Origin of the sequence: Enterococcus ratti, from assembly GCF_001886195.1 — a bacterium.
GTDB classification, from domain to species: Bacteria; Bacillota; Bacilli; order Lactobacillales; family Enterococcaceae; genus Enterococcus_B; species Enterococcus_B ratti.
Genome location: NZ_JXLB01000002.1, coordinates 55,940 through 82,029, shown reverse-complemented (window position 1 = coordinate 82,029; position 26,090 = coordinate 55,940). Strand labels below are relative to the sequence as shown.

29 protein-coding genes and 1 pseudogene are annotated in these 26,090 nt (G+C 30.8%); 16 read left to right on the top strand and 14 right to left on the bottom strand.

Annotation, left to right across the window (positions count from 1 at the left end):
- The first annotated feature begins 48 nt into the window (after window positions 1-48).
- Window positions 49-825: a dimethylarginine dimethylaminohydrolase family protein gene (locus RV14_RS01230; protein ID WP_281245788.1), complete on the top strand. Its 777-nt coding sequence runs from the start codon at window positions 49-51 to the stop codon at window positions 823-825.
- A gap of 143 nt (window positions 826-968) precedes the next feature.
- Complete coding sequence (locus RV14_RS01225) at window positions 969-2,390, top strand: basic amino acid/polyamine antiporter (protein ID WP_071854531.1); 1,422 nt, start codon at window positions 969-971, stop codon at window positions 2,388-2,390.
- Between the two features lie 442 nt (window positions 2,391-2,832).
- On the opposite strand, the gene RV14_RS12955 is transcribed toward RV14_RS01225, so the two are convergent.
- From RV14_RS12955 to RV14_RS12150, 4 genes are all read right to left on the bottom strand, one after another.
- Window positions 2,833-3,012 (bottom strand): LytTR family transcriptional regulator DNA-binding domain-containing protein, encoded by a 180-nt coding sequence (locus RV14_RS12955; protein WP_425429247.1) that lies wholly within the window; start codon window positions 3,010-3,012, stop codon window positions 2,833-2,835.
- A gap of 683 nt (window positions 3,013-3,695) precedes the next feature.
- A complete protein-coding gene (locus RV14_RS01215) occupies window positions 3,696-3,980 on the bottom strand; it encodes a hypothetical protein (protein ID WP_071854530.1) in 285 nt (94 codons plus the stop codon).
- 455 nt (window positions 3,981-4,435) lie between these two features.
- Entirely contained in the window at window positions 4,436-4,597 is a 162-nt protein-coding gene (locus tag RV14_RS12155) for a hypothetical protein (protein ID WP_167359828.1), read from the bottom strand.
- Window positions 4,598-4,761: 164 nt separating this feature from the next.
- Window positions 4,762-4,938, bottom strand: a complete 177-nt coding sequence (locus RV14_RS12150) for a hypothetical protein (protein ID WP_167359827.1) — start codon at window positions 4,936-4,938, stop codon at window positions 4,762-4,764.
- 568 nt (window positions 4,939-5,506) lie between these two features.
- Here RV14_RS12150 and RV14_RS01210 point away from each other — a divergent pair.
- The 5 genes from RV14_RS01210 to RV14_RS01190 all read left to right on the top strand — a co-directional run bounded on the left by RV14_RS01210 (window position 5,507) and on the right by RV14_RS01190 (window position 9,468).
- Window positions 5,507-6,235, top strand: coding sequence for a LytR/AlgR family response regulator transcription factor (locus RV14_RS01210; protein ID WP_071854529.1), 729 nt, complete (start codon window positions 5,507-5,509; stop codon window positions 6,233-6,235).
- A gap of 1 nt (window position 6,236) precedes the next feature.
- Entirely contained in the window at window positions 6,237-7,535 is a 1,299-nt protein-coding gene (locus tag RV14_RS01205) for a sensor histidine kinase (RefSeq protein ID WP_071854528.1), read from the top strand.
- A gap of 298 nt (window positions 7,536-7,833) precedes the next feature.
- On the top strand, window positions 7,834-8,685 hold the full coding sequence (locus tag RV14_RS12485) for a hypothetical protein (RefSeq protein ID WP_245785429.1): 852 nt from the start codon (window positions 7,834-7,836) through the stop codon (window positions 8,683-8,685).
- A gap of 50 nt (window positions 8,686-8,735) precedes the next feature.
- Window positions 8,736-9,164 (top strand): thioredoxin family protein, encoded by a 429-nt coding sequence (locus RV14_RS01195; protein WP_071854526.1) that lies wholly within the window; start codon window positions 8,736-8,738, stop codon window positions 9,162-9,164.
- Window positions 9,165-9,192: 28 nt separating this feature from the next.
- Complete coding sequence (locus tag RV14_RS01190) at window positions 9,193-9,468, top strand: hypothetical protein (RefSeq protein WP_071854525.1); 276 nt, start codon at window positions 9,193-9,195, stop codon at window positions 9,466-9,468.
- 83 nt (window positions 9,469-9,551) lie between these two features.
- Here RV14_RS01190 and RV14_RS01185 read toward each other — a convergent pair whose 3' ends face one another.
- Window positions 9,552-9,779 carry a transposase gene (locus RV14_RS01185; protein ID WP_281245787.1) on the bottom strand — a complete coding sequence of 76 codons (228 nt, stop codon included), beginning with the start codon at window positions 9,777-9,779 and terminating at the stop codon, window positions 9,552-9,554.
- A 15-nt stretch (window positions 9,780-9,794) separates the two neighbouring features.
- On the opposite strand from RV14_RS01185, the gene RV14_RS01180 reads away from it, so the two are divergent.
- The 3 genes from RV14_RS01180 (at window position 9,795) to RV14_RS11965 (ending at window position 10,892) form a co-directional block, all read left to right on the top strand.
- Window positions 9,795-10,046, top strand: a complete 252-nt coding sequence (locus tag RV14_RS01180) for a site-specific integrase (RefSeq protein WP_167359826.1) — start codon at window positions 9,795-9,797, stop codon at window positions 10,044-10,046.
- A 218-nt stretch (window positions 10,047-10,264) separates the two neighbouring features.
- Window positions 10,265-10,414, top strand: coding sequence for a hypothetical protein (locus RV14_RS12480; RefSeq protein ID WP_245785428.1), 150 nt, complete (start codon window positions 10,265-10,267; stop codon window positions 10,412-10,414).
- A 382-nt stretch (window positions 10,415-10,796) separates the two neighbouring features.
- Window positions 10,797-10,892, top strand: coding sequence for a type I toxin-antitoxin system Fst family toxin (locus RV14_RS11965; protein WP_142422235.1), 96 nt, complete (start codon window positions 10,797-10,799; stop codon window positions 10,890-10,892).
- 668 nt (window positions 10,893-11,560) lie between these two features.
- On the opposite strand, the gene RV14_RS01165 is transcribed toward RV14_RS11965, so the two are convergent.
- From RV14_RS01165 to RV14_RS01145, 5 genes are all read right to left on the bottom strand, one after another.
- Window positions 11,561-13,933: an N-6 DNA methylase gene (locus RV14_RS01165; protein ID WP_217265340.1), complete on the bottom strand. Its 2,373-nt coding sequence runs from the start codon at window positions 13,931-13,933 to the stop codon at window positions 11,561-11,563.
- Between the two features lie 119 nt (window positions 13,934-14,052).
- Window positions 14,053-14,235 (bottom strand): YlcI/YnfO family protein, encoded by a 183-nt coding sequence (locus tag RV14_RS01160; protein WP_071854520.1) that lies wholly within the window; start codon window positions 14,233-14,235, stop codon window positions 14,053-14,055.
- A gap of 397 nt (window positions 14,236-14,632) precedes the next feature.
- Window positions 14,633-15,796: a hypothetical protein gene (locus RV14_RS01155; protein ID WP_084650207.1), complete on the bottom strand. Its 1,164-nt coding sequence runs from the start codon at window positions 15,794-15,796 to the stop codon at window positions 14,633-14,635.
- A complete protein-coding gene (locus tag RV14_RS01150; RefSeq protein WP_071854519.1) occupies window positions 15,790-16,677 on the bottom strand; it encodes a DNA-processing protein DprA in 888 nt (295 codons plus the stop codon). The genes RV14_RS01155 and RV14_RS01150 overlap by 7 nt, the downstream gene beginning before the upstream one ends.
- A 182-nt stretch (window positions 16,678-16,859) precedes the next feature.
- Window positions 16,860-17,087, bottom strand: a complete 228-nt coding sequence (locus tag RV14_RS01145; protein ID WP_071854518.1) for a helix-turn-helix domain-containing protein — start codon at window positions 17,085-17,087, stop codon at window positions 16,860-16,862.
- A gap of 116 nt (window positions 17,088-17,203) precedes the next feature.
- On the opposite strand from RV14_RS01145, the gene RV14_RS01140 reads away from it, so the two are divergent.
- The gene (locus tag RV14_RS01140; RefSeq protein ID WP_071854517.1) at window positions 17,204-17,506 is read left to right on the top strand and encodes a hypothetical protein; all 303 of its coding nucleotides are present in this window, start codon (window positions 17,204-17,206) and stop codon (window positions 17,504-17,506) included.
- Between the two features lie 126 nt (window positions 17,507-17,632).
- On the opposite strand, the gene RV14_RS01135 is transcribed toward RV14_RS01140, so the two are convergent.
- Window positions 17,633-18,496, bottom strand: a complete 864-nt coding sequence (locus tag RV14_RS01135; RefSeq protein WP_071854516.1) for a helix-turn-helix domain-containing protein — start codon at window positions 18,494-18,496, stop codon at window positions 17,633-17,635.
- A 194-nt stretch (window positions 18,497-18,690) separates the two neighbouring features.
- Here RV14_RS01135 and RV14_RS01130 point away from each other — a divergent pair, with 194 nt between their 5' ends.
- From RV14_RS01130 to RV14_RS01110, 5 genes are all read left to right on the top strand, one after another.
- Entirely contained in the window at window positions 18,691-19,020 is a 330-nt protein-coding gene (locus RV14_RS01130) for a hypothetical protein (RefSeq protein ID WP_071854515.1), read from the top strand.
- Window positions 19,020-19,529 (top strand): hypothetical protein, encoded by a 510-nt coding sequence (locus RV14_RS01125; RefSeq protein ID WP_071854514.1) that lies wholly within the window; start codon window positions 19,020-19,022, stop codon window positions 19,527-19,529. Before RV14_RS01130 ends, RV14_RS01125 begins: the two co-directional genes overlap by 1 nt.
- 183 nt (window positions 19,530-19,712) lie before the next feature.
- Window positions 19,713-20,555: a rolling circle replication-associated protein gene (locus RV14_RS12950; protein WP_071854513.1), complete on the top strand. Its 843-nt coding sequence runs from the start codon at window positions 19,713-19,715 to the stop codon at window positions 20,553-20,555.
- Window positions 20,548-20,829: a helix-turn-helix domain-containing protein gene (locus tag RV14_RS01115; RefSeq protein ID WP_071854512.1), complete on the top strand. Its 282-nt coding sequence runs from the start codon at window positions 20,548-20,550 to the stop codon at window positions 20,827-20,829. Before RV14_RS12950 ends, RV14_RS01115 begins: the two co-directional genes overlap by 8 nt.
- 66 nt (window positions 20,830-20,895) lie before the next feature.
- On the top strand, window positions 20,896-22,086 hold the full coding sequence (locus RV14_RS01110) for a tyrosine-type recombinase/integrase (protein ID WP_071854511.1): 1,191 nt from the start codon (window positions 20,896-20,898) through the stop codon (window positions 22,084-22,086).
- Window positions 22,087-22,191: 105 nt separating this feature from the next.
- On the opposite strand, the pseudogene rpsI reads toward RV14_RS01110, so the two are convergent.
- From rpsI to RV14_RS01095, 3 genes and pseudogenes are all read right to left on the bottom strand, one after another.
- A pseudogene (rpsI, locus tag RV14_RS01105) lies at window positions 22,192-22,308 on the bottom strand (30S ribosomal protein S9); the annotation flags it as partial.
- A gap of 243 nt (window positions 22,309-22,551) precedes the next feature.
- Window positions 22,552-22,833: a hypothetical protein gene (locus RV14_RS01100; protein WP_071854606.1), complete on the bottom strand. Its 282-nt coding sequence runs from the start codon at window positions 22,831-22,833 to the stop codon at window positions 22,552-22,554.
- A 237-nt stretch (window positions 22,834-23,070) separates the two neighbouring features.
- Window positions 23,071-25,686 (bottom strand): N-6 DNA methylase, encoded by a 2,616-nt coding sequence (locus RV14_RS01095; protein ID WP_071854509.1) that lies wholly within the window; start codon window positions 25,684-25,686, stop codon window positions 23,071-23,073.
- Window positions 25,687-26,090: the final 404 nt, after the last annotated feature.

Below are 26,090 nucleotides of genomic sequence, written 5' to 3'. Positions count from 1 at the left end.
GATTAATTAAATTGTATATTGTATACTTTGCTTATTAAAAAGAAAGGAATGATCAACTTGTTTAAAAATGTTATTGTTCGCGTACCATCAAAAAGTATTTCAGAAGGTTTAACTAGTACAAATGAAGGAAAACCGGTTTATGAAAAAGCCTTAGTTCAACATGAAAATTATGTAAGCGCTTTAACAAAATGTGGGGTTAACGTTACCATTTTAGAACCAAAAGATGAATTTCCTGATTCATGCTTTGTAGAAGACGTAGCATTATGTACAAGTAAGTGTGCGATTATCACTCGCCCCGGAGCACTAAGCCGTCGAAAAGAAGCAATCTTACCAGATATGCGGGAAGCCTTAGAATCTTTTTATGAAAATATTGAAGAAATCAAAGAGCCTGGGACAGTGGAAGCAGGAGATATCATGATGGTAGGAGATCATTTTTATATCGGTCTTTCTGCTAGAACAAATAAAGATGGTGCAAAACAAATGATTGCTCTATTGGAAAAATATGGGCTTTCAGGTCAAATGGTTGCAATGAAGGAAATGCTTCATTTAAAAACTGGGTTAGCTTATTTAGAAAACAATCATCTATTAGTAGCAGGAGAATTCAAGACTGCACTAGAATTTAAAAGCTTTAATAAAATTGAGATTGATTTAGATGAAGCTTATGGCGCAAATTGTATTTGGGTAAATGATCACGTGATTGTTCCTGCCGGCTATCCAAAAGTACAAGAAAAAATTGAAGCTTTAGGATACAAAGTTCTTGTAGTAGATACTTCTGAATATCGGAAAATCGACGGAGGATTAAGTTGCTTATCTTTAAGATTTTAAGTTGTTACATGTGCAAATAACTAAGAAGTTGGGAAAACGTCTATCTACTTTTTAAAAATAGCAAAGAAGAAAAACAGCTATCCTTTGATTTTACACTTGTATGATAATCGACATTCCAACTTCTTTAAAAGAAAGGAGAAACGATGACGCAAAAAGAAAATAAAATTGGGCTTTTTTCGTTAGTTGCGATTATCATCAGTGCAATTATCGGCGCTGGAATTTTCAATTTAATGAAAGAAATGGCAAACACCGCCTCCATTGGTGTAACAATTATTGGTTGGGTTATTGCTGGTATCGGAATGGGGTCCTTAGCATTTTGTATGGAAAACCTCAATAACAAAAAGCCGGAATTAAATTCTGGCATATTCAGTTACGCTCAAGATGGATTCGGTGATTATATCGGTTTTAACTCTGTTTGGGGTTATTGGGTGTCAGTGATTATCGGAAATGTGGCTTTCGGTACACTCCTCTTCAGTGCTTTAGGCTATTTCTTTCCTATTTTTGGAAATGGTCAAAACATCCCTTCTATTATTGGGGCTTCTATTGTATTGTGGGGAATACACTTTATGCTCAGTAGTGGATTAGATAAAGCAGCTCTTTTAAATACCTTAGTTATGATCGCTAAATTAATTCCAATTTTTGTTTTTGTTATTTGTATTATTATTTTTTTTAACAAGCAACTCTTTTTTCAAGATTTTTGGGGTGCACAGAACTTCGAAGGTAAAAACGAGGCATCTATTTTAGAACAACTAAAAGGAACAATGTTAGTTACTGTATGGGTATTCATCGGTATTGAAGGAGCGGTTGTTTTTTCTGAACGTGCTAAAAAAAGAAGTGATGTAGGGAAAGCCACACTCCTAGGATTCGTTGCAGTCACACTCATTTATGCTTTAATAACTGTTTTGTCCTATGGTATTTTAAGCCAAGAAAAATTGAAAGTCCTTCCCAATCCGGCAATGGCCTATGTATTGGAAACTGTTATTGGAAAAACTGGTGCCATCATCGTAAATTTAGGAGTAATTGTTGCAATCTTTGGTGCTTGGATTGCCAATACGCTTTTAGCAGAAGAAGTTGCTTTTCAGGCTGGAAAAAGTAACTTATTTCCAGCATTCTTTAAAAAAGAAAATAAAAATAACATGCCAATTCATGCCATCATCGTAACAAATTTAATTGTTCAATTCTTACTATTATCTTTTTTAGTAACCGATGAGGCATATTCCTTATTATCTAAATTATCTTCTGCTACTATTTTATTCCCCTACACCTGTGTAGCCATTTATCAACTAAAAATTTCATTTCTTCAAAAAGAAAAAAAGTTATCAAAAAATATCATTGTTGGTACATTAGCAACCATCTATATGGCTTGGCTTATTTATACGTCAGGAACACTGTATATCATTTTGACTATCCTCACTTTAGGTCCGGGTACTTTACTATTTATTTATGTAAAGAAAAAAGCAAGGCAACAGATGTTTACAAAATATGAATGGATAATTTTTATTTTTATCATTCTTCTATTCCTATATGGAGTCATACAACTGCCAACTATTCTATCAAATTTATAATAAGAAAGCATATAATTTAAATAAAATAACTCTGCTTTACTTGTGCGTTTATCTGTATTAGAGCGTGAAATAAAAGTATTCTTTACTTTTGTCTCACGCTCTTTTGCTCAAATGGCAATATCAATTAACATTTAAGAATTTGGAAGTTTTACAAGTTTTCTTAAAACCTAGTTAATAGATTTCAATTTCCCCAAATCTACACACTATTGAATGAATACCTTAAATAATTGATTTAACTATCGTTAGCTTTCACTGTATAGTGTAATTCTCTATTTTTAGACAACCAAATATAACGTGAATTTTTTAAATAAATATTTTAAGCCTTTTTCTTGCTAAAAGATTCTTTAAATTTTACCAATTACATTGTGCTAAAAGAAATAAAAACAATTAATTCGATAGCAAAGATTTAAAGCAAACATATCTAACCTCTAAATTTATAACTTTAATTAAAAATAGATAATTTTGTTTTCAATACTTTTTTATACGTTCTACTTACATAGGCAGTTTCACTACTATTTAAAAAACTAATTTTTCCTAGTTTATAACCCACCTCTTTTATTTTATCGACATTAACAATATCTGATGATGATGTTTTGATAAAATTCTCTGGTAGATGATTCAGTCTATAGTCGGTAAGTATTTCTTACTTTTACTACCAATCATCTTACCTCCATGGTCTGCTGTTTCAAAGATAAACTATCTACAGTACTGAAAGATTGTCATAAAACTGTTATTTTTCTAAATCAAACGTAGTGAAAATATGAAATTGATCATATAAAAAGCGATTGCCACATATAATAATTTCTTCATTCCATACATTCTATGATAACACGTAGTGACTGTACCTAAAAAAACAGTAAAACTGGATTTATTAAATTTAAAAAAATAAAAAACTGTATCCTTTACCACTAATGCTAACAATCTATTAAAAAAATATATCCTAAAAACAATAACTGTACTTCATCTAGAGCCTCCCTAGGTAAGCATTAATTCTCTTATTCATTATCTAGAATCCTTAACTGCTCAGATAGTTCATGTGCTTTTTCTTTTACTTCTTCATCATTAAAAGAAAATAATGTAGCATAAATATTAACATAATAATTATTAGGTGTAGTAACATGTAAAAATTTGAGAAATTTATCATTATCGCCTTTTAAATCTGTCCTGACAAATTTTTTTATTAACTGTCTAAAAGTTGCACTATTATTACTTTTAAAAAAATACCCTTCAAATTTTGCAAATATGCACTCTTACTTAATAAATTTCCGTTAATATATCTCTTGCCTCTTGGAAACAAGTCCACTTTCAACTCATAGCTTTTTTATCAGAACTTTCTTCAAACTGTGAAGAAATCGTTAAAATTATTGTGACTTTATGTTCAATAATATAATTCTCTAATACCAAATTTTTAGCTCTTGTTTCAAAATCTACATAAATATTTTTTATATTATTTGCACCTAAACAAATATCTATCAATCTTAAAACAATTGTTTTTCCAACATTATTATCTTTAGTGCTTTCATCTGCATCCACAATAAAATTCAATCCTTTAGTAAAAGGAATATTTCTAATCACTTTTTCTTTAGGCAAAGTCTCTTTAATAATTAATCACTCAATGTACATAATATAAAACTCTACCTTAATTTTCTTATTTTATCTATAAGAAACAAAAAATCTAAAGCTAAGCAATATTGAACGAAAGTTATATCTAACCTGTATTTAGAAAGTATTGCGTTATACAAGTCTTTAGGTAAATAAGCAGTTTTTTTGATTTACATACTGCTAAGATACAACCAGCAATATAGAATAAACTTTCTGTAGGATCGGAGTCTTTACTAATCAGCATAGAGATTTCCTCCTCAACAATTGTAAAATCGATGCCTTCTTTAACATATAATTGAACTGAATCCGATTGATATATTTCCAATATATCGAAAAATATCTCTACTCGCACTTCCTTTTCAAGTTTATTCGTTGTCAGTGTTCTCGATTCTAGGAACCAGTTCTAATAGTTGACACTTTGTGAATGCATAGAACATAACAAACTAAATAGCATCGTTTTTTTCTTCCTCATATAACTCATAACCACTACTAATCTCTGAAGTAACAACTAAACGAGTTAAAGTTTCAAAAACTAAATCCAAAACCTCATCTTTGTTTTCATACTTTACTTTTTCTCTTTGATATATAGTGCGTATGTTCCTCACAATTAAATCTCTTTTGGGGATCGTTTTTAAAGCTTTTTCGACTTTATCATAGGATAAATATTGGTCTTGAAAAATTGCTCTATAAATTTGAATTTCATTATATTCAATTTTTGCATTCCACTCACTGTTTCTCTCTATAAAATAGCTTTCGGTAACCTCGAACTCTATCTCTGATATAACTTTACATACCTCGTAAATCCCTCGTAAATCAAACTGATTGAAGCAATCGGTTTATCATCATTTAAATTAATAATCTGATAACTGGTTGTATTATTATTGCCATTATTTAAAACAGATTGATTAGACACACTATTACTTTGTTTTCTAGGCGGCTTATTCATCTTCCACAACCTCGTTCATTATACGAAGTTGTATTGCCGCTACCGTTATTTATTACTGATCAACTAGAAGCCTTGTTCTCCTTTAATGAGTCTCCAAAATTATTTCTTGTTGTTGGTTTAACTTTTATTCTAATGAGCTAATTTTATTAGCTGTTTCTTTTTTGAAAAAATGTATAATTATAAAATTTATGATTGCACATATTCCTGATAAAATTCCAACAATCAATCCTGCTTCTGCCATTTTAGTCCATCCTTTTTTTTCTATTATAATAATGAGAAAAGTGATTTTTTTGTCTGATTTACGCTTAAATGTGCGATGATTTATTCAGCTCCTTTTTTGTGGTTGTTATTTGGAGGTTAAATTTAGTCCATCACATATTAGGAACTATCAGACAGCCTATTATTCATAAAACCAAAGGCTTTTCAGGTGACTATGAATAGGCTGTTTTTTGTTTTAAATCAGTCCTCACCTATAATTTAGGGAAAATTCAAAATATTTGTTTATTCATTAACATAAGGAAACATAGTATAATATATCCCAAGGAGAATAGACAGAGGAGGATTATAGATGATACAAAAAATTACTATCGCTATTTGTGATGATGATCTCATTTTGGGAAATATAGTCAAAGAAAAGTGCCTAGAATTTTTTTGTGATAAGCAATGTTCCTGCGAAATTTCTCTTTTTGAAAATAGCGTAGAGCTACTATCAAAACAAGAAAAATACGACCTGTACTTTCTTGACGTGGAAATGCCTTTTATGTCAGGATTTCACGTGGCAGAAAGAATAAATAAACAGCAGAAAGGGACAACTCTTATCATTTTAACTAGCCATGATGAAATGATAAAACAAGGTTATAAAGTTAATGCTTTTAGATATTTAACTAAGCCTATAGAAGTTGAGGAGTTTTGCGAGGCTTTAACAAGCTTTCTTTCAAAGAGAAAAAAGAATCAACAGTTTCTGGTAGAAACAGGAAAACAATCATTTATAGTTAATGAAGAAGAAATTCTTTATGTTGAAGCATTAGGTGATAGTGTTTCTATTTTTCTTGGAAATCAGTCAATAATTATCCAAGAAACCTTAAAACAGTGGAATCAAAAATTAGATACTCACTCTTTTTTTCAAGTGAGCCGTTCACATATCGTTCATTTCAAGTTCGTGGAAGAAGTCGGTAAAACAAAGTTATTACTTAAAAATGGAAAACAGCTTCCAATTTCTCGGAGAAGGCGAGGAGAGCTCCAAGAGGCATATAATGATTTTATCTTCCAAACAGCAATTTTTTTTGGAGGAAAGTAGAATGGTTGAGTTTCTCAGTTTTTTCATTGATTTTTTTAAATTATATCTAGTTATCTTCTATTTTTTTGGATATGTTCCCAAAAAGAGTGTTCGTAAACCTGTATTATTTACTGGTCTAGTAATAGCATTACTAAGCCGTTTTGGCTATTATAATCTTTTACTTGGAAAATATAGTGATACACTAACGGCTATATTAATTATTCTCATTATCACATACGCATTAAGTAGTTTAAAGAAAGTGGGGATAACATTAGTTTTTGCTTTGGCGATGACTTTTATAGATACTATAATTGCTTTTATAGTGTATAGCATCTTTTTGAAAAAAAATATTCATCTCATCTTATTAAACAATTTAACCTCGGTAATTGTGAATTCCATAAGTTTAGTGATTTTACTTGGAATTTTCGGAATTAAAGAAAGAAAGTTTAATAAATTAACGAATTATCAATTTGATTTGTCTAAAACTGAGGTTGCAATTCTTCTAATGGGCATTACTGGTGGTACTTTTCTTCTAGCTCTATATGCAACAATTGATTTTGACGCAAATATTCATCTTGCTAAGAATTTCCTATTGACATCTGTGATTATTATATTCATTTTACTTTTAAATATCATTATTCTTTTTTACAAGGATAGAAAAAATAAAATGATTACTCAATTTGAGCAGAGATTAAACAGACAACAAAAACACTATAATCTGCAATTACTAGATAAGTACATGCAAAAAAGAAAATTCAATCATGACGTTCAGAATCATTTGCTATGTATTTCAGAATTGGTACGCAAAGAAAAATATGAGGAGTTGAAGGAATATGTAGCAGATATTAAAGCTGATTACAAAGAAACAAGACTGGCAATAAATACAAATAATTATCTTGTTGATGTTATTATAAATGATTTGATTTCAAATTATGAACAAGAAAAAATAGAAATAATTTGGAAAGGAAAGTTCCATGCTGATTTGAAAATGAAAGAGATAGACATATCTTCTTTATTCTCAAATTTATTAAGAAACGCTTTTGAAGCGACTGTACAAACAAAAGAAATAGAAAAATTCATTCAAATCAATATAAAGTACTCTGGTAGAAACATGGTTATTCAGATAATCAATCCCTTTCAAGAAAGTAACTTTCAAAATAAACAAATTGGTTTTACAACAACAAAATTAAATAAAGAAGAACATGGCTTTGGAAATTCTATTATCCAAAGCATAGTAAAAAAGTATAATGGGAAGATAAAATATCATGTAGCTGACAATATTTTTATGATAGAAATCCTATTTTCAAACCTTTTTAATTAGAAAATTTACATAAAACATAACCATTCACCAGCAAACATAACCACTCACCAAAAGCTATTTTTATGATACAATCCCTATGCTATAAATAAGGCATAGAGATTGTATCTTTTTTATTCGATCAAGGAGAAAAAAAATGAAGTTTATAGATTTCTATTGGAATTGGGGATAGTTTTTATAAAACTTCCTTTGTCTGAATAAAATGAAAGGTACGGTGGTGCTCGTGGAGTGTATTTATTAGAGTTACATAGAAAAAAGAATTTTGTTGAGTTTCGTGTGGAAATGAAGGAGGGAAATGAAAGTGAAAGTAATAAAAAATTTCAAAATACAAATAACTACAGGTTTGATTGCTTTATTGACTCTTGTGTCTTTTATGCCGAGTGGTGTAGGAGTTGCTCAAGCTTCAATGTATGATTTCCCACTTGAAAAAAAGACCGCTCAAACTGTAGATACTTACTTAGAGCAAAATCCAATAAGTGTTCCTAGAATGAATGATGAAGATGCAAATGCTATTGCAAAGAACATGATAAGCTTTGCTGAGAACTCAGTAGGAGTTAGCTCCACCGAAAAATCAGTCATTACCAACAAATTTATTGAAAGTATGAATAGTGAATTTTCTCTTCACGTATCTACTAATTTATTAAATTTCGATAAAGCAACTGTTCTTCAAGTATCTGGAGAAACTGGAGGAGAAGATTATTATACTATCACTGTTCCAGTAACTGATGACAAATACAATTTCTTTAGTAGTGTAACAGCCATTTATGACATGAATCAAAAGTTAAAGGGTTATCAAGAAACTCTTGTCTTTGAATCTGCTTCAAAAACATTTGAGGTCAAATCATATGCAAATGGTAGCTTGATGAATCATGAAATTTTAGATGAAGCATTTGTTTCAAACGAAGATTTACAACAGCAACTTCAAAATGTACAAAATGAGATGAAGAACTTGCCCCAAGCAAGAAGCTTAGCTGAAAAAGCTGCTTGTCTTGTAAGTGTATTAGGGATTAGTCGTACTATTGCTAACATTATTGTTCCAGTTTGTGCAGGCGCATGTCTTGCATTTCCAGTAATTTGTGCTGCATGTATTACTGGATTTGTAGCATTAGGTGGTTCAGCAATCGCTGGCGTGATTGGTTGCTTTAAATTATAAGAATAAGAAAAGAGAGTATAAACTGAAAAGGAAGGAACCGTGACAATAAAATGACAAAGAAAAAGAAAAGAACAAGAATTTTAGTAGTTGGAATTTTTATCGCTATATTTGGTTCCTTCCTTGCATTTAAAATATTATCTCCCAGTGAGCCTCTAGTAGTTATTGGAAATACACAAATGGAAACGATTTTAAGTTCTAAAGAAGAAAAGAAAGTCTTTGTTTATATTGGACGTCCAACTTGCCCTGAATGTCAAAAATTTGAACCTATCCTGAAAGAGACATTGAAGGGTGAATATAAAACGATTTATTATTACAACACAGATGTGGCAAGAAAGGATAATGAGGAGTCTCTTGAGTCTCTTGCTTTTGAATTGGGAGTAAAGGTTGTTCCAACTATGATTAAGATTTCTAACGGAAAAGTTGTTTCTAAACTAGAAGGTATTAAGAACCAAAAGGCAATACTAGAGTTTCTCAACTGAGTGAGTAGTTAAGAAGTTGTTGGAGCTTATGAAAAAAACTAATTTTTCAAGTAGGGAAGAGTTATTGATTGCTTTGATGAAGATTACTGTTGTTACTAATATACTTGGAAATATTTTCCAATCTTTAAGAGAAGGACATAGCTTTTTGGTAGTAAATATACTTTTTGCAACTTGCTTACTATACGTCATCAGATTACCTAGAAAAAAAAGTAAAGAGGAAAAAATATTTATCATTGTTAGCTTTGGTCTTTCAATATATGCAAGTTATTTAATAATCATTTCGATTTTTCAACATATAATATAGAACGCAAAGGAGCTGTAAAGAATTGGCTCTTCAACATTTAGTGTTGACAGAGAAAGATATAACGGACATTTAGCAAAAACCAGTTAAGCATAATACTTAACTGGTTTTTGCTTTACTTGTAAGATCAAGCCTTGAATGAGGTAAATTCTTTCTCGAAAGTTGTGAAAGTTTCGATAGCTGTAGACTACTCGTTTTATCACTTTTATCTTATTGTTTGTTCCTTCTATTGCACCATTACTTCCGTATGACAAAAAATCGACTACCATTTGTATATGTTTTGGCATTTGTACTATTCTAAGGAACTCATTCAACAAGTGTTAACTTTGATGAAGCAAGAATATGGAGTGCGAGACTATACATTACTTTCTTTGATTTATCAATTAGGGGCAGCCAAAGGAGAAATTTATCCCTTGGTCTGGTCTGATGTTGATTTTAAAAACAAGACGATTTCCCTCATGCACAAATTGGTGAAAAATAAAGCTACCGGAAAATACGAACGTGTAAAAGGTATGAAAAACTCCTATCGCTTTCGAACGATTCCAGTAGCGGATTCCATCATTGACCTATTGACAAAATAGAAAAAGATACAATTTAGCGAACTACAACAAGCCAATATTTTCCCAACCGATGACCAATTTATCTTCACCTATACGACTCAAAAGGGCGAACTGAATCAACTTTTGCATCCAGACTATCTTAACAATAAACTTGATGCCCTTTCAAAGAAATTTAGCCTTCCAAAAAAACACCCCATGGCTTGCGACACACCTTTGTCAGTGACCTTTTAAACAATGGTGTGGATGATTTAATTGTAAAATCTCTAGTCGGTCATGCAGAAACTTCTGAAATTACGCAAAATGTTTACGGGCACGTAAATCCAAAAGTTCAAAAAGAAACCGTCAAGCACTTGGATGATTATCGGCAAAAAACTAGTAAACAGTCGTAACCAAGCTCGTAACCAAAATAAAAAAAGCACCTTCCAAATGAATGGAAAGTGCTTGAAATCGTTGGTATAACAACGATTAACGTTTTGAGAATTGTGATGCTTTACGAGCTTTCTTAAGTCCTGGTTCTGTGACAAAGATTTTGAAATAGTTGGAGAATCCTTTAACAACAATAGGTTGAGCAACTTTTCAACAGGTACGATTTTAATGAATTTCAGCACATTTTAAGACCATCGTACCTAAAGACGTATCCAAAAAATATGCGTGAATCAGAATAAGACTACTTCAATAACCATTCCTCCTCCATAAAATTTAAATTCACTTTCTAATACCTAACATGCTATACTCATTTTGGCAACTTGCCCCCAAAGGGGGTGTGCTTCATTGGAAAAAATAGTATCGTTGGTCATTGCACCTATTTTTGTAGGTATCGTTATCAAACTTTTTTCTCACTGGTTAGATGAGAAAGACAATGACTAAAAGCAAGTTGCTTCTAGCCCACTCATTCGTAGTCGCAACGAATGAAAAAAAAACCACTCTATTCGCCGTAGAGTGGTTTTTGTGCTTCCTTGATAAAAATAGTATCGCTTCGCATAAATATCATATCAAAAATAATGTAAAAAATCAAATTGTCTATACTAAAGGATTCAGTATCTAATAAGTAGCAATCTGAACATTAAAAAGGTGGAAGATAACTTCGCTGGCACTCATCTTTACGTTTTTTCAATTCATATTCGTTGGAAGAAAAATACTACAAAAAAATTAAAAAGTACCTTTTGTCGTACCTAAAAACACAAAAAAAGACACTCTCCAAAACTTGGAAAGTACCAGAAAAGTCTGGATCAAGGTAACTGCGTCAGCATTGCTTCGTCCAGTACAATTCTCATAACTCGTGAACTCGAACGATAATCGCAATTAACGTTTTGAGAATTGTGATGCTTTACGAGCTTTCTTAAGTCCTGGTTCGATTGCTCAGTTTTTGAATAAGCTTCAAAATCCTTTAGTAGCAGTAAGTACAGCGTGATTCATATTTCAAAGTTTTAGTGGATTTCAATAGATTTGAAATCATTGGTATCAATTTTTCAAACAAAAAATATGCGAGCCGAAGAGGATACTACTTTGACAAGAACTAGTTAAACATGAACTATTTAAATAGATCGGAATTCATTTTTATTTATATTTGAATCGAGTAACACTTGCATTTCAACATAGTTATCTATCATTTTCTGAGATTCCTGCCACAATTTATTTGTATTACTATTAGTCAACTGACTTAATTTTTCCAGTACATTTTCATCTGGAATAGGAACCCTAATATTTGCAAGATCTTCAGGATATACTCTAGCTCTAGAACTAGATGACCCCACTCCCAACCTGACAATCTGACGCTTAACAATATCACTTCGCAATATAGGAACTAATGCGGAAGAGTAATTTTCCCTAATATACCCATTGTCTTTAATTAAAGACAGTAAATATATTTCGTTTGATGTAACTGCTTCATATTCATCACTTATAGGTGGGGCTAATGTTATTCTGTTTTTTCTTGGATTAATTCTTGCAAATAAAATATCTGACGCTTTAAAAGATACTAAAGTAGAACTAGTTATATTTTCACCTTTCAATAAACGAATATTGGTGATCGCGCCAGTTGATGAACTTATATCAGGTATTTCTAAATAATAATATGTTTTTGAATCTTCGATTCTAATTTTAGGTTGTTCAATAATAACTATATCTGAGAGTTTGACGGCATTACGAATTTCAGAAGAATCTATGATATTCAACAGATGAGAAGCTCCCAATCTTTTAATATCTATATCTTCTGTCTTTATCCATCCATATTCTCCTCCGTTTGTTGTCTCACGAACTTCCTCAAATATTTCGTCATAATCTTTTATAAATTCATGTAAGTCATTTTTTTCAATTTTTTTGTATAATTTTTTTCCTGACTCAAAGCCTACTTCCTTAGCAACACCTAAAAAAGCATGAGTAGGAGGTATATAATTATTTTCTTTTGATTTCTTTCGTACACCTAAAATACAGGTTTTGGATACTGAACCTCCCATAGGAATAAACGCGCCTTCTGGAAGAGAGATACAACATAAAAGGTCTGCTTTCTCCATTAACCAATTTCTAAAATATTGATATGAATTATTGTTTAACAAACCTTCTGGTAAAACAATATACAAGTCTCCTCCAGGTTTTAAAACATCTAATGATTTTTCAACGAAAAGGATATCTAACTCTTCCTTTTGCTTCCCTAGCCCCATTTCATAATTAGACAATGTTTCTGGAAATTCATACTTTATTGTAAAAGGCGGATTGGTCAATACTAAATCAAAAAAGTCATTCTTAAGGTTCGGAGATATCAATGTATCTCCTTGGTAAATATTGTTCCATCCATCTCCATGCATAATTAAGTTAATTTTTGCTAAAACTTGTAAATCTTTATCTGCCTCGTGCCCCCAGATATGCTTATCTACCAAATTTGAAAATTTCTTTTTTCTCTCAACTTCTGACTCTTTAGCATTAATTATTTTTTGATTTACGTAATTAAACGCTTGTATTAAAAAACCGCCTGATCCACAAGCTGGATCTAAAAAAACATCATCAAATTGAGGATCTGCAAGTTCTACAATAAAATCAACAATTTCTCTCGGAGTAAAGTATTGATCAAAATCTCCTCTAAGTGTTCCTTTTAGAAAAATTTCGTAGACAGCTCCTTTTATATCTTCTCCAGTACCTAAAAATGAAAACGGAGCCAAATCGTTGACTACTCTGATCAAAGCTTCTTCATCTGTAATAAGGAAATTACCTTCTCCTTCTGGATATATGTTAGGATACTTTTCTTTTGCTTCATTAAATAACCGTACAAATGCTTCATTTATAGAAATCCCATTAGCTTTGGAAAATTTTTCGAGATACTCCTTTGAAAATCGATTTTGACCTTCTTCTAAAGTAACTCTTCTCTCTTCATTCATCTTTACTAAAATAATTTTCGTTATTTCCTTAAACGACTGATCGCTTCTTATCAAAGCTTTCTTTTCTATAACATTTTTTGAATTATTAATAATTCTGTATAGCTCTTTAGGCTCTAAAAGGGTCAAAAGCACACTTTTTATTTCTTGCAATTGAATTTCTGAGTAAATTTTCTTTTTTGAATTATTTACTTTTTTCATTAATTGAGCTTTGCTTGGAATATCGTCGATCTGTTCACCTGTGAAGGTATTTGTTGTTATCGTATCAGTACCATTTGTAATAGTGCTCATCAATGCTGGTGGTGTATTTATCAACTTGGCATAACTTGAAGCTTGAAGCAAATCTTTCTGTAAAATTCCATGAGAAGGTTTTTTCACATCAATGATTAGTTCTACCACGCCATTCAGCTCAATTTCAATATCAGAATATACTATAGTTTTTTTTGAGCCAATAACAACCTCCATCGGATTCTCAAATCTCATTTCTTCTTCATGATATCCAAGTTGTTTCAAATAAGGAATAATAACTTTAACTTTCAAATCTTCTTCTGAATAAATTTTACTGTTAAAATTAGGAATATTTTTTTTATAAATTCTCTTAAGCTCACGTTTATATCTCCTTTAAAGCAACATTGTTTTCAATATAAAAATAATATGCGTTATCTTTTTTTGTCACTTTCTATATTTTCTAAAGCATACTCACAAGCTTGAATAACAAAACTTGAAAATGTTGTATCATTCTCTGTAATAACTTCTTCAATCTTTTCTATAAGTGGCACAGGAAACCTAATTGTCTTATTTTCGGTTTCTTTTCGGTTAGGTTTAATTTTGAAACTACTCAATTAGCATTACCTCCTTATCTAACTAATTGTAATTCATTTTGCACCCAAAAAATGCATTGCGAATTGCAATACATTCCATTTTTTTACAGTCACTTGCTAATAACTCCATAATTGACAATGAAAAAAGACGCTTCACAAACTAAGCTGCGAAACGTCTTGATTGTTGATATAAAGCGAATATTAACGCTTAGAGAACTGTGAAGCTTTACGAGCTTTCTTAAGACCTGGTTGGCAATGCTTGGGTTTTAATATAATTAAAAATCCAGTAGTAGCAAGGATTTATATAAAATATTTAGACTGTTTATTTCACTATAATTTATTAAATTTTAACCACTCGTAACTAAAAATCGTAATCAAATTAAAATAACTTGCACGTCAGAAAACATGAAATTACCAATTATTCATTTAATATTTTGTAAATGTTATCTACCTCTGTACGAGCGTCTTCGTTGTATACTCCATTACAACCAAACTCCGAATCTTTTGAAGATAATAAAGCAACATAATTATCACTATAGACATCTCTTTCTATGTAGTAGTTCTCTTTTTGATATATTCCAAGTAACCCTCTCTTGAATCTACCAAAAGCAACGAAGTATACTTTTTCTGCACCAGCCTTCATTAATAGGTTTCTAACAGCTTCAAACGAACTACCATTTGTCAAATAATCATCTAAAATACAAACAGTCTTACCCTCTAATTTTCCTTTATAAACAGGATTCAACTTAATAGAATCTAAATGTTTCTTTGCTCCTATTTCTAGTCTCCTGCCATGCTCTGTAGTACGGCTTTTCTCAACGGCTGTGTGACGGGTTAAAAGAGGATTTTTATTTTTTACATTAGTAAGATATCTACATCTCTCCTTGATTTCTAACATGTCTTCATTTAAAGCTAAACCTGATGAAGGCATTATTCCCCAAATTGATATTTGCCTTAACTCATCACTTTTCATGATTCCTGATATCAAATGAAAAAATAGAGCTTCAAAATAAGTACGGTCACCACTCTTTAATAAATTTCTGAATCTATTAATCATTACAGATTCATTTTCCTGAGCATCTTTATTATTAGCTGCTGTTAAAGCGTAGACTGTAGATTTATCGTCCAAATCTAACTCGTAATACCAACTATTTTGATTTTCAATAATTTTTAACATTTTTATTAAAGTACTCGGTGTATCTAAACTAAATCCATATTTCTTTGCTTTTTCTTCCTGTATATAGCTCCATGATGGATTAATAAGTAATAATTTATTATTAGCTGCTAAGTATAAATCTGTATCACTACTCCCAACTATAATTGTAGTTTTCAATAATTTAGTTTTTTGTGGATTACTTAATATCTCTCGAATTTTTTTTCTACTATAAAAATTTTTTTCCAATCCTGTAGCTTCCTTCAGCCTATGAGAATATTCTTGTGCTTTACCAATGTTATGTGTGGTAAAAAGAAAATCATACCCTCTTTCTTTACAGACTTTAAGCAACTCAACAACTCCATCATATAAATCTCCATGTTCATCAAAAATTGTACCTCTAGGAAAAATCAAATGTACCTTTAACAATCCCGTTCACCCCTTTTCAAATTTAGCGATATAATTCCGTTATATATCATTCCACCATTTGAAGATAAAATTTTCTGAATACCAGAGGATTTATTATCAAAACAATAAATTTGCTTTTTCTGTTTCCAAGCAAATCTAGCAGTATGCATAGTACCACTTTTTTCAGTACACTCAGATACAATAAGCCATCTACTTAGCCCTGATATTAACCTATTTCTGTTTATATAATTAGTAGGTTTATATTTTTCGTTAGAGTAATACTCTGATACTATCACTCCATTATTTAATAATATTCTTTTTGCTTCTTCACTATGTTTCTTAGGTTGGACATCAAAAATAGAAGAAGGTAGCACAGCAATAGTTTGCCCACCTAAATTCGTGGTCACTTCATGAACTATAATGTCTGTTCCAAAGGCCAACCCACTAACGGTAATAAAGCCATTCTTTACTAACTCATAAGTATATTTCTTTAAATCATTACTAGTTTTCTCTGTTATTTTCCTACTTCCAACAATAGAAATGAGTTTTTGACTATTCAAAATTTTATAATCACCTTTTACAAATATTATAAATGGTGGATTTTGTATTCTTTTTAAACCAATTGGGTATTGTTCCTCATAATAAATCCAGTATGTAATACCATACCGTTTAAATTCTTCCAAACAATTTATACCGCTCTTTTTTGCTTTGCGAATAATTTCACTCGAAGATAATAAATTTATATCGTCATCATTGAATAGATTGAATCTCATTTGAAAGTCTAAATAATCACCATCCAATAGTAATAAAACTTCCTCATCAGTAAAATATTTGAAAATTTGACTTAATGCAAAGTTAGATAGACCTATATGATACAAAAGAAAAATTAAGTCTTTTTTCATAGTTAATAAACCTCACTTTAATTAATAGTATACTCAAATAATTTCATTCTATCCATAAAAAATAAATTGCTTTTAATTACACACATCAATATTATAAATCATATAAGAAAAGTCATAAAATTATAGCTAGTATCTCACCTTTTTCTATAAAATTATGACTCATACTCTCAACATATTTCTATTCAATTATTTTTAATCAATCTAATTATCTTCGATATATCCTCAATATCCAAAGCATCCGCAATCCGTTCAATATGCTCCAAATAAATTCTCTTTCTTTTACCGTTCGCAAGATTACTTAAATTGGAAGGTTCTATTCCTGATAAGCGAGCAAGTTCTCTTAAAGACATATTTCTTTCTGCTAATAATTCGTTGATTAATAGTTCAACTTTTACACCGTCATTATTCATCTAAATTCTCCTATCCAATAAAATGTGTTGTCTATATAAACATGGTATAGTAAAATATCTCTATGGTGTTGTTTATATAGACATGGATTTATAAAATGAATTAGGAGGACTAACAAATGTCAAAACTAGAGAAGGATAGCTTAACGGTAAACAAACAGCCAATTAAGAAAATCAGTCATCAAGATATCTACACTTTATATGATTTACTTGAACAATTAGCTTCTTGGGATGAACCATTAAGTTTACTAGAGAACTATTTTAACGAAACCCACCGTCCACTAAATAAACAGAAAATTATAAAGCAGTATTATTCTTATTCAAAAGTATTTAAGGCTTTCCATTCCGACTTTCAAATCCTGGCAAAGAAAATGGAAATACAACTTATTGAACTGAGACAAAAGGAAAAACTGCTAACTTAATTTCCATTGACTGTTTTGCTAGTTCCCATAGAACACAATATTAAAAAAAGTCAACAGCCAATACTTTTCCCTAGTATTGACCGTTGACTTCTCTTGTTGAGCTATTCCATTAGTAAGTTTGTTTTTTTATTTCTCAAACCAATCATACATTTCATCATCACTTTTTTCTGCATATAATTTTATTAACGCAGGTCTCATCGCTTGAAATATCTCAATCAATTCTTCTCCACCAAAAAATGAAGAGAAGTGTTTCTCTGTTAACATTAGCGATAAATCAGAAATCATATATTCTGTCTCTCTATTGTCATTCAGTATATTAATTAATTTTCCGATTAGATAATAATCATTAAACGTAATTGGCTCTTCTTTTTTTATGTCTTGAATATACTTCTTTGCCATCTCTTCAATTTTATCTCTATCACCATATTCAATCTCTAACGAGATATTATTATAGCCTTTAATATCTGCTGAAATGTAGGTAGCCCATTCTTCTTTTTCTTTTACACTTAACGATAGTGCTTGTTTTGAATTTTCTATCTGATTTCTTACAACTTCGGTAATATACTGGTTTAGAAGATTATTTCGTATCTCAGTAAAGCAATCGTCTATAAATTCCTCTTTTGGATAACCTACCTCATTTTCCCATCCACTATTTTTATATTCACCAGTTAAAAATATTTTTTTGATTTGTTCAACTACTTCTGGATGACTTTCAAGTACTTTAGCATATCCTCTCAATAAAAGATACTCCTTAATATAATCTTCCATTGCACCAAAATAGAACCAAGCTACTGGCTTTTCACTAAATTTTGCTATTTTTTCAGCTACTTCTACAGGCAAAAGTGTATATCCTTGCACATATGAACTAATTGTCGGTTTTTTCAAACCTAATCGATTTCCAAATTCTGTAAAAGACAGCCCTAATTCTTCTTTTAATCCTTTAAGGCGACTCCCTATTTTTTCTTTATCTGGTTTTAACAATCCAAACATGTTCAAAGCCTCCCATACTTTCTTAAATCCAGTATACCACATCCGTATATCCATTCGTATATATTCCAAGAGTTTAAAATTGACAACGTATATAAAATCGTATATTCTATTGGTATAGAGGCGTCCTATATTTTTTTAAAACATTCGTATACAAATTCGTATATCGATAATCCACTCGAAAGAAGGAATGCAATGTGCCAGTAAAAATTAGTGATTTAGTGTTACCTCAGAACAAATTAGAAAAAGAATATCAAGTTGTTCAAGTGACAAAATGGCAAAAGGAAGGAGACGTTCTAGGATGGACTTATGAATGTGTTTTACCTAAACTACGTTTTGAAAAAGTCAGTGTAAAAGTGGAAAGTGAGTTTCCTGTTATTTCCAAAGAAGAACTGGAAGCACAAGGGATGGCACTTATCTCATTCGAAGATTTGATTATTTCTGCTTGGGGTCGTGCTAATGGTCAATTTGTTAGTTACGGACTCTCCGCTACTGCAAAATCTGCCAAACTCATGACTCAAAAATAATGGAAGAGCATTATTTTACAGCCCATGAAGTCGTTCAACAAGTTCATGGGCTCCACTCTCTATCTACGTTAAACAAGTGGGCAAATTTCATTCAAAAAGAATGTGAGTATCCTTTTCAATACGAGTACATTCCCTTTATCAGTCATGGACGAAAAGGACAAACAAAACATCATCGGAAAACAAGAGTATTTTCTACAGAAGAAATTCAAAAACTTCAAGAAGTCGCTCATTTAATTCCGAAAATCGGACGTGATAAAGCTTTAAGACAATTATTTGATGTTCACGAGACAGTTGATTTGATGAAACATCATGAACTCATTGACTTTATTACAGAGATTTTCAATGAAAAATTGAGAGAAAGAGATAAGATTATTCATGCGCTAGTCAGACAGTATCATGACCTAGACAAACAAATCCTTGATTTATCTCACAAAGTAACACGGATAGAGAAAATTTCTGTACCTGATTCTGACAATATTTCCAGCGGGTGGTTTCGACGGAAGCGGTAGGGCAAGCAAGCCCAACACCGCTGTCCGCTCGAAAACAACCACACGATGGATGTGTTGTCTGGAAGAAAGGCAAAGCCTTTCTTCCCCTTTACTTGTTCTATAGGACAACATCTGGCGAAAATAAAAGCACAAAACCTTGTGCATCATTCACCACTCAATTTCTACTTTTAGGAGTGATAAACACTGTATACGTGTTACAATCAAAAAATCATTGAAACTCCTACGTATATAGAAATTTGGGAATATGAGCAACCAATTTATTCAAAACGATCAAAAACAGAAGAAGCGAAAAAGAAAAAACTTGAATGGCTAGAAGATAAAACAATCCGAAAAAAATTTGATGAACTATCTGCACAAGGACAATATGACAGTTTAAAGAGAAAACAAAAACATTATAAAACGAAACGATTTGATATTGCACGATTAATTGACACAAACTTTGACAAACAAACGAAATTTCTAACATTAACCTTTAAAGAAAACATAGAAGATATTGAGTATACAAATAGTGAGTTCAAAAAATTTATTAAACGACTAAATTATCAATTATATAAAACAAAAAAAGCTCACATTCGCTATTTAGCTACGTGGGAAAAGCAAAAGCGTGGAGCTATCCATTATCACATTATTCTCTTTCACTTCCCTTACGTTCCACATAAACAGCTTTTAAGCACATGGGGACATGGTGCAGTTAGAATAAATAAAATTGATGTGGATAGTATCGAGAATCGAGGAAGATATATCAGTAAATATTTTGATAAAGAGTTGGAGCTAAAGGAACACAAAAAGAAAGCTTTCTTCAAATCTCAAAATTTGCGTCTTCCTAAAGAAATAAAGAAACAAACAGATAAACCCTATAATGTTTCGAATCAAAAAGTATTAGTAACGAAAGAATACACAAAAAGGGCCCCATTCTTTTTTAGAGAATGGAACTTATACGAAGTAACGGAACCAATCCTTATGTTTGAAGAAAGCAAAGTTCGTTACACAAAAATCAAAAAAACTGGAGGAGATAGTCATGAATGAACTCACTATTCTATTATCCGAACAACAACAGCTACATTTACAACAAACCATTCATCAATTATTAACAACCGAAGTTAACCAATTTAGAACAGAATTTGCTTTAAATAAACGTTATATCAAAAAGAAACAACTCTGTCACTATCTCAATTTATCCAACAACACCTTAGATAAATTGATTGCAGAAGGTTTACCCAAAATCAATATTCAAGGCGTTGTTCTATATGACAAAATGGAAGTTGACTGCTGGTTAAAAAAGTTTAGTCAGTCAGCTTGAAGCATGTTACACTCACTTTATAGCGGTCTTACATTCTGACGTGCAAGAAGGAAAGTAGGAAAAACTATGGCAATTAAAAAAATGAATAATGGAAAATATAAAGTAAATGTCTACATGGGTGCTGGTTTCTCTCGATTTGTTGCCTATGCCGATTCAAAAGAAGAAGCTATGATTCTTGAACAAGAAGCGAAACTCCAAAGACTAAAAGGAGAATTCAAGAAAAAGAAAGGCGATTACACCTTTAAGGAAGTTTATGAAATGTGGTGGAAAAAGAAGTATATTATTACTAAACACCATGAACAAAGTACATTAGATCGAACGAAAAGTGTTTTTCGTCTTCACATTCTCCCTTATTTAGGAGATAAAAAAATTAAGCATGTTTCATTCGATGTACTAGAAAATCTTCAAATTTTATGGGCTTTCGGTAACGAAGAAAAGAAGATTAAGCCCTATGCAAATTTCAAGGTTTGCGTTTCTTATACTAAGCAAGTAATGAAATATGCATTACTGAAAGGCTATATAGCAGCCAACCCTTATGAGTTATTAGAAATGCCGGTAAACGAAACTTTGAAGCGGAAAAAAGAAGCCCAGCGCCAACAAAAATATTATTCGGTTGAAACAATTCAACAATCACTGGAACTAATGAAAAAAGAACATGGATTTCAAAATTACGTTCTACTAACCTTGACTTACTACTTAGGAGCCACAAAAGGGGAGATTTACCCGCTTGTATGGGCGGACATTGACTTTAAAGGAAAGATCATTTCTATGTCTCACAAGTTAGTAAAGAACCCAGAAACAAAGAATTATGAACGAATCAGAGGAATGAAAAATGGCTACCGTTTTCGTGATGTACCAATAAGCGATACTATTATAGCATTGCTAACTGAATGGAAAGAGAAACAAGCAATAGAGCTAAAACAAATAGGAATCAAACAGACTTCTCAACAATTTTTATTTACCTATATGACACAAAAAGGAGAAGTCAATCAACCCTTGCATCCCGATTGGCTGAATAATAAATTAAATCAGTTAGAGAAGAAATATGGACTTCCCCATATCATCCCTCATGGTTTAAGACACACCTTTGTTTCAGATTTACTCAATCAAGGAATAGACGGTTTAATTATTAAATCTCTTGTTGGTCATGCAGAAACTTCTAATATGATTCGAGACGTTTACGGACACACAAATGAACAAACAAAAATTGACACAATTAAACGTTTGGAAGAATATAGACAAGCTAATCAAGGGTAATTAGTTACGAAGTACAAAAAAGTCGTAACCAAACTCGTAACCAAATCAAAAAAAGACACTTTCCAAAAAATGGAAAGTGTCTTGAAATCCTTGATATAACAAAGATTAACGTTTTGAGAACTGTGAAGCTTTACGAGCTTTCTTAAGACCTGGTTTTTTACGTTCAACCATACGTGCGTCACGAGTAAGTAAGCCAGCACGTTTAAGAGCTAAACGGAAATCCTTATACATCAACGTTTACAATGGTTTTTATCACCATTTATTCCCCTTTAGAATACAGTCTTAAATTCTTCGATTTACCTCAAATTTTCAAAATCCAGACCCAAAAATAAAATGGCTTTTAGCCACATTTATCAAGGGATTAGATAACATTTCTAAAATAAAATAGACCCAATTTATTAGAATATGGAAAGTTTTTACACTATACCTAGTAGAAATAGAAAATAGTCAGTAGTTATATGTTTATTAAATAAATTTCCGCTTTTCCTTAGGGATTAAATCTATAAATAAAACTGCTGAAGGATAATGCTTTTGCATAAATTCTACCGCACCTAACTCATGTGAATCTTCAGAAGCATACAATTCGTCCTTTAATTGCCCCATATCTACTACAATACTTCCACTTAGAAAATTAACTGCATCCGAAAACTCTCTATCCATATGGAAAGTATCGTAAAAATCGGCAAGCTGTTTACAAGTAACTACTCCATCTGTGATAAAGTTTAGTGTTGATTTGTTGATGTTCATTTGTTTCTCTCTTTTTTTGTAATTATTATTCATACACTTTTTTCTCACATCTTAAAAATTCTACAATAACTATACTTTTTTCATTCTATGTGTTGTTATGCTGAAAAATCGAAATACCAAATGTATAAATTAATGAAAATAGATTAATTTCAAGAAAAGTAAGGAAGATTCGTTCGAATCTTCCTTACTTCATCAAATAGATTAACTCCCTATACCACCTATAATTAACACAGTATTCTATATATTATCAATAAAATCTTTTATTCCCTGAACTTTAAATTTTTCTAAGATTTTAACATACTCATTAATGTAATCTCTGGCTATTTCTCCTTTAGTCATAGGAACATGTATTATAGTATTTAAAAATATCTTATCAAAATCTCTAACTAACGACCCTTTATAGTATGTTTTATTTTGATTAAATAAGCTAATAAAATATAAACCAATATTTCTTTCAAAATTTTCAAATTTTGGCACTATTGACTTAGTAAATTGTCCTGTATAATAATCTTTTTCTAAGTAGAAAAATTCCATAGCCATTAACCCTACAGCAATAGTATTACCCATAATTTTATGTTCTTCATCTACATAATCAGAATAATCAGAGATTCCATTGTTATTTATGGTTCTAGTAAAATATGGATATTGTCCGTATGGATTAATAATCAACTCATTCTTATTCAAACTAGGATTATTTCTTACATTAAAGAACTCTGATATTTTACTCTCTTTCCAAACAACTTGATATTTTTCCTCTAAAGCTTGCAATTTATACACTATATCTGATGTTAAAGTATTATTCTCAGCCACTAATTTCCTTCTAATTTCCCAAGAAATATAATCAAATACTGACTTCTGTATATCATCAATATTTTCTACTAATTCTTTTTTTACATGTTGACCAAAATTCCAATCTGACCCAATCTTTTCGTCATCTAAAGAAATAGTATCAACAACCACTTCTTCATCTTTTAATAATACTTTCTTATTTATTCCATATTTTACAATATTAACTACTTCTTCATATCTTTCTATGGCATTATCAACATTTTTAAGATTTGAACTAGCTTTCGCTTTACGCCTATTTTTCCTTTTATATCCATCATTAGTGAAGTCTATGAATGTAACTTGAGAATCCTTTTCGTGCCTCTCCCCTACTCTAAATACATAAATACAAGTAGGAACATTAGACTTTCCTATAAATATATCTGGAGGCATTTTTATACTTGCAAGTAAAGTATTGTTTTTCAAAATGTTTTTATTATAATCAACAGCTTTTCCACTTCCAGCAGAATCTTGAATAATAACACAAGCATAACCTTTAGTCATCATGCTCAATGCTTTTTCAACAAAATTCATTCCATTACCACTTTCAGAATATGGAGGGTTTAAGAGAAACGCATCTGCAGGAAAATCTCTGTTATTCTCAGGAACTCCATATTCATATTGTCCAGTAAATTCCGTTAAACTATTCTTTTGTATTATATTACTAGACCCATCCCCCATTAAAATCATATTTAAGACTGCTAAAATATATATCTCTGGTAATATCTCAATTCCCAAAATCTGTCTGTCACGTATATTTTCTATTTTAATTGATAATTCCTCAGGACTATTAATAGTATTTTTAGCATCTTCAATCATTAAATTCATCGCTGCTACTAATAATCCACCAGAACCAGTAGCAAAATCCCAAACATAAGAATTCTTATTAACTCTTGCTAATTTTGCCATTAAATTTGCTACATATCGAGGCGTCAATACTACATCATTTTGGTCATCTCCTGCAAAGTTTAACCATCTAAACATCACATTAAATAGTTTTCCTGTAAAATCTGTATCTACACCAACCTTATAAAACATTCCTAAGGTATCGACTACTTCAGAAAAAATATCTTTAATCAATGACTCTCCATTAATTGGAGCAGAGTAGGACTCATCATTTAATGTAATAGACAAACTATTAATAATTTGATGTTGTTTTTTTACAGGTAGTCCTTTATGCATTAAAAAAGATTTTATCTTTCTTAACACGATTTCTCCATCTGTTTCTCCTAATTCTGTAGAACTTTTTAAATCTTCTGGTTCAAGTGGTGTTACCTTATGAGGAACACCTAAATTAGCCATTATGCTAGAGGCAACTAAATGAATTCTACTTAAAGCACTAATATTTTTAGTTTGATTATATAATTTTTCATTTATTCTAGTAAGTGCATCCTCTATACTATCTTCCCTCTTTTGATGTATTATAGAAAGTTCTTCACTAGATAATGATAATTGCTCGATTTTCCCAATAAATCCATCAAAATTTTCTTTTTTTAGGAAAGATAAATCAGTAAAATCTCCTACTCTTTGACCAATACCATAGTTTTTTTTAGAAACAAAATATACACCAATTTGTAATTGAAGTTTTTGATAATCATCAATATAGCCTGTTATTCCTATTGCAATTACATCTGTATAACTAGAGTATTGAAGAATCGCATTTGCATAATGAACTGCTCCATTTACAGCAAATCTAGCTATATTTTGATAATTAGGCAATCCATTATCTTTACCACTAGTTTTTATATTTGCTATATGTCCATCTTTATCTAATTTTACAAGAGCATCTTTAGTCCCCTTATATTCAATCACAATAGGATAATAATCTAATTTAGAGTCTTGTAATAATAGCTTTACGTCAGGATAGTTCCCACCCAATCCACCTAATTTAGACGGCGATTTTAACAAAGCTTTATCAATTTCAGGATTTACACTACTATTTTGAAGATAATACTTTAATCCATAACTTTTTAACCAACTATTTACTAAATCTTCTACATCTCTTTCTACACTTTTATTCGTTGCCATTAATAATCCTCCACAATTTGTTATAAGCTTATATATTCAATACTTAACTTCATATTTTAAAATAGAATAGAACTATATATAATTAATTCTACTGAAATTTTCTCCCCATCATTATCTCATCAATTATTTTAGTTGTCTACTTACTCTGTTATTCATATTAATTCCCGAAGCATGAAACGATTACAATTGACATCCATAGGTAGTTCAAGACTCCTACAATTTAAAATGCTAATCTCAGAAGTCCTTATGGGCGAAAAGAATCAGTTCCATGCTCCTTAAAATTCATTCTAAGCGTTTTTAAAATTTTATGTATAATTTATCGAAAATCATTTTTAAAGCTCTTAAAAATGAAAACAGTCCATTTAAATTGCGTATCACGTTATTTAAACGTTTTATTATCTAAT

Excerpts from the sequence above, each read along its gene's own strand:
- RV14_RS01230 (WP_281245788.1), top strand. The coding sequence starts at position 49 with ATGATCAACTTGTTTAAAAATGTTATTGTTCGCGTACCATCAAAAAGT.
- RV14_RS01225 (WP_071854531.1), top strand. The coding sequence starts at position 969 with ATGACGCAAAAAGAAAATAAAATTGGGCTTTTTTCGTTAGTTGCGATT.
- RV14_RS12150 (WP_167359827.1), bottom strand. The coding sequence starts at position 4,938 with ATGAATAAGCCGCCTAGAAAACAAAGTAATAGTGTGTCTAATCAATCT.
- RV14_RS01210 (WP_071854529.1), top strand. The coding sequence starts at position 5,507 with ATGATACAAAAAATTACTATCGCTATTTGTGATGATGATCTCATTTTG.
- RV14_RS01205 (WP_071854528.1), top strand. The coding sequence starts at position 6,237 with ATGGTTGAGTTTCTCAGTTTTTTCATTGATTTTTTTAAATTATATCTA.
- RV14_RS01195 (WP_071854526.1), top strand. The coding sequence starts at position 8,736 with ATGACAAAGAAAAAGAAAAGAACAAGAATTTTAGTAGTTGGAATTTTT.
- RV14_RS01190 (WP_071854525.1), top strand. The coding sequence starts at position 9,193 with ATGAAAAAAACTAATTTTTCAAGTAGGGAAGAGTTATTGATTGCTTTG.
- RV14_RS01180 (WP_167359826.1), top strand. The coding sequence starts at position 9,795 with ATGAAGCAAGAATATGGAGTGCGAGACTATACATTACTTTCTTTGATT.
- RV14_RS01150 (WP_071854519.1), bottom strand. The coding sequence starts at position 16,677 with ATGAAAAAAGACTTAATTTTTCTTTTGTATCATATAGGTCTATCTAAC.
- RV14_RS01145 (WP_071854518.1), bottom strand. The coding sequence starts at position 17,087 with ATGAATAATGACGGTGTAAAAGTTGAACTATTAATCAACGAATTATTA.
- RV14_RS01140 (WP_071854517.1), top strand. The coding sequence starts at position 17,204 with ATGTCAAAACTAGAGAAGGATAGCTTAACGGTAAACAAACAGCCAATT.
- RV14_RS01135 (WP_071854516.1), bottom strand. The coding sequence starts at position 18,496 with ATGTTTGGATTGTTAAAACCAGATAAAGAAAAAATAGGGAGTCGCCTT.
- RV14_RS01125 (WP_071854514.1), top strand. The coding sequence starts at position 19,020 with ATGGAAGAGCATTATTTTACAGCCCATGAAGTCGTTCAACAAGTTCAT.
- RV14_RS01115 (WP_071854512.1), top strand. The coding sequence starts at position 20,548 with ATGAATGAACTCACTATTCTATTATCCGAACAACAACAGCTACATTTA.
- RV14_RS01110 (WP_071854511.1), top strand. The coding sequence starts at position 20,896 with ATGGCAATTAAAAAAATGAATAATGGAAAATATAAAGTAAATGTCTAC.
- RV14_RS01100 (WP_071854606.1), bottom strand. The coding sequence starts at position 22,833 with ATGAACATCAACAAATCAACACTAAACTTTATCACAGATGGAGTAGTT.
- RV14_RS01095 (WP_071854509.1), bottom strand. The coding sequence starts at position 25,686 with ATGGCAACGAATAAAAGTGTAGAAAGAGATGTAGAAGATTTAGTAAAT.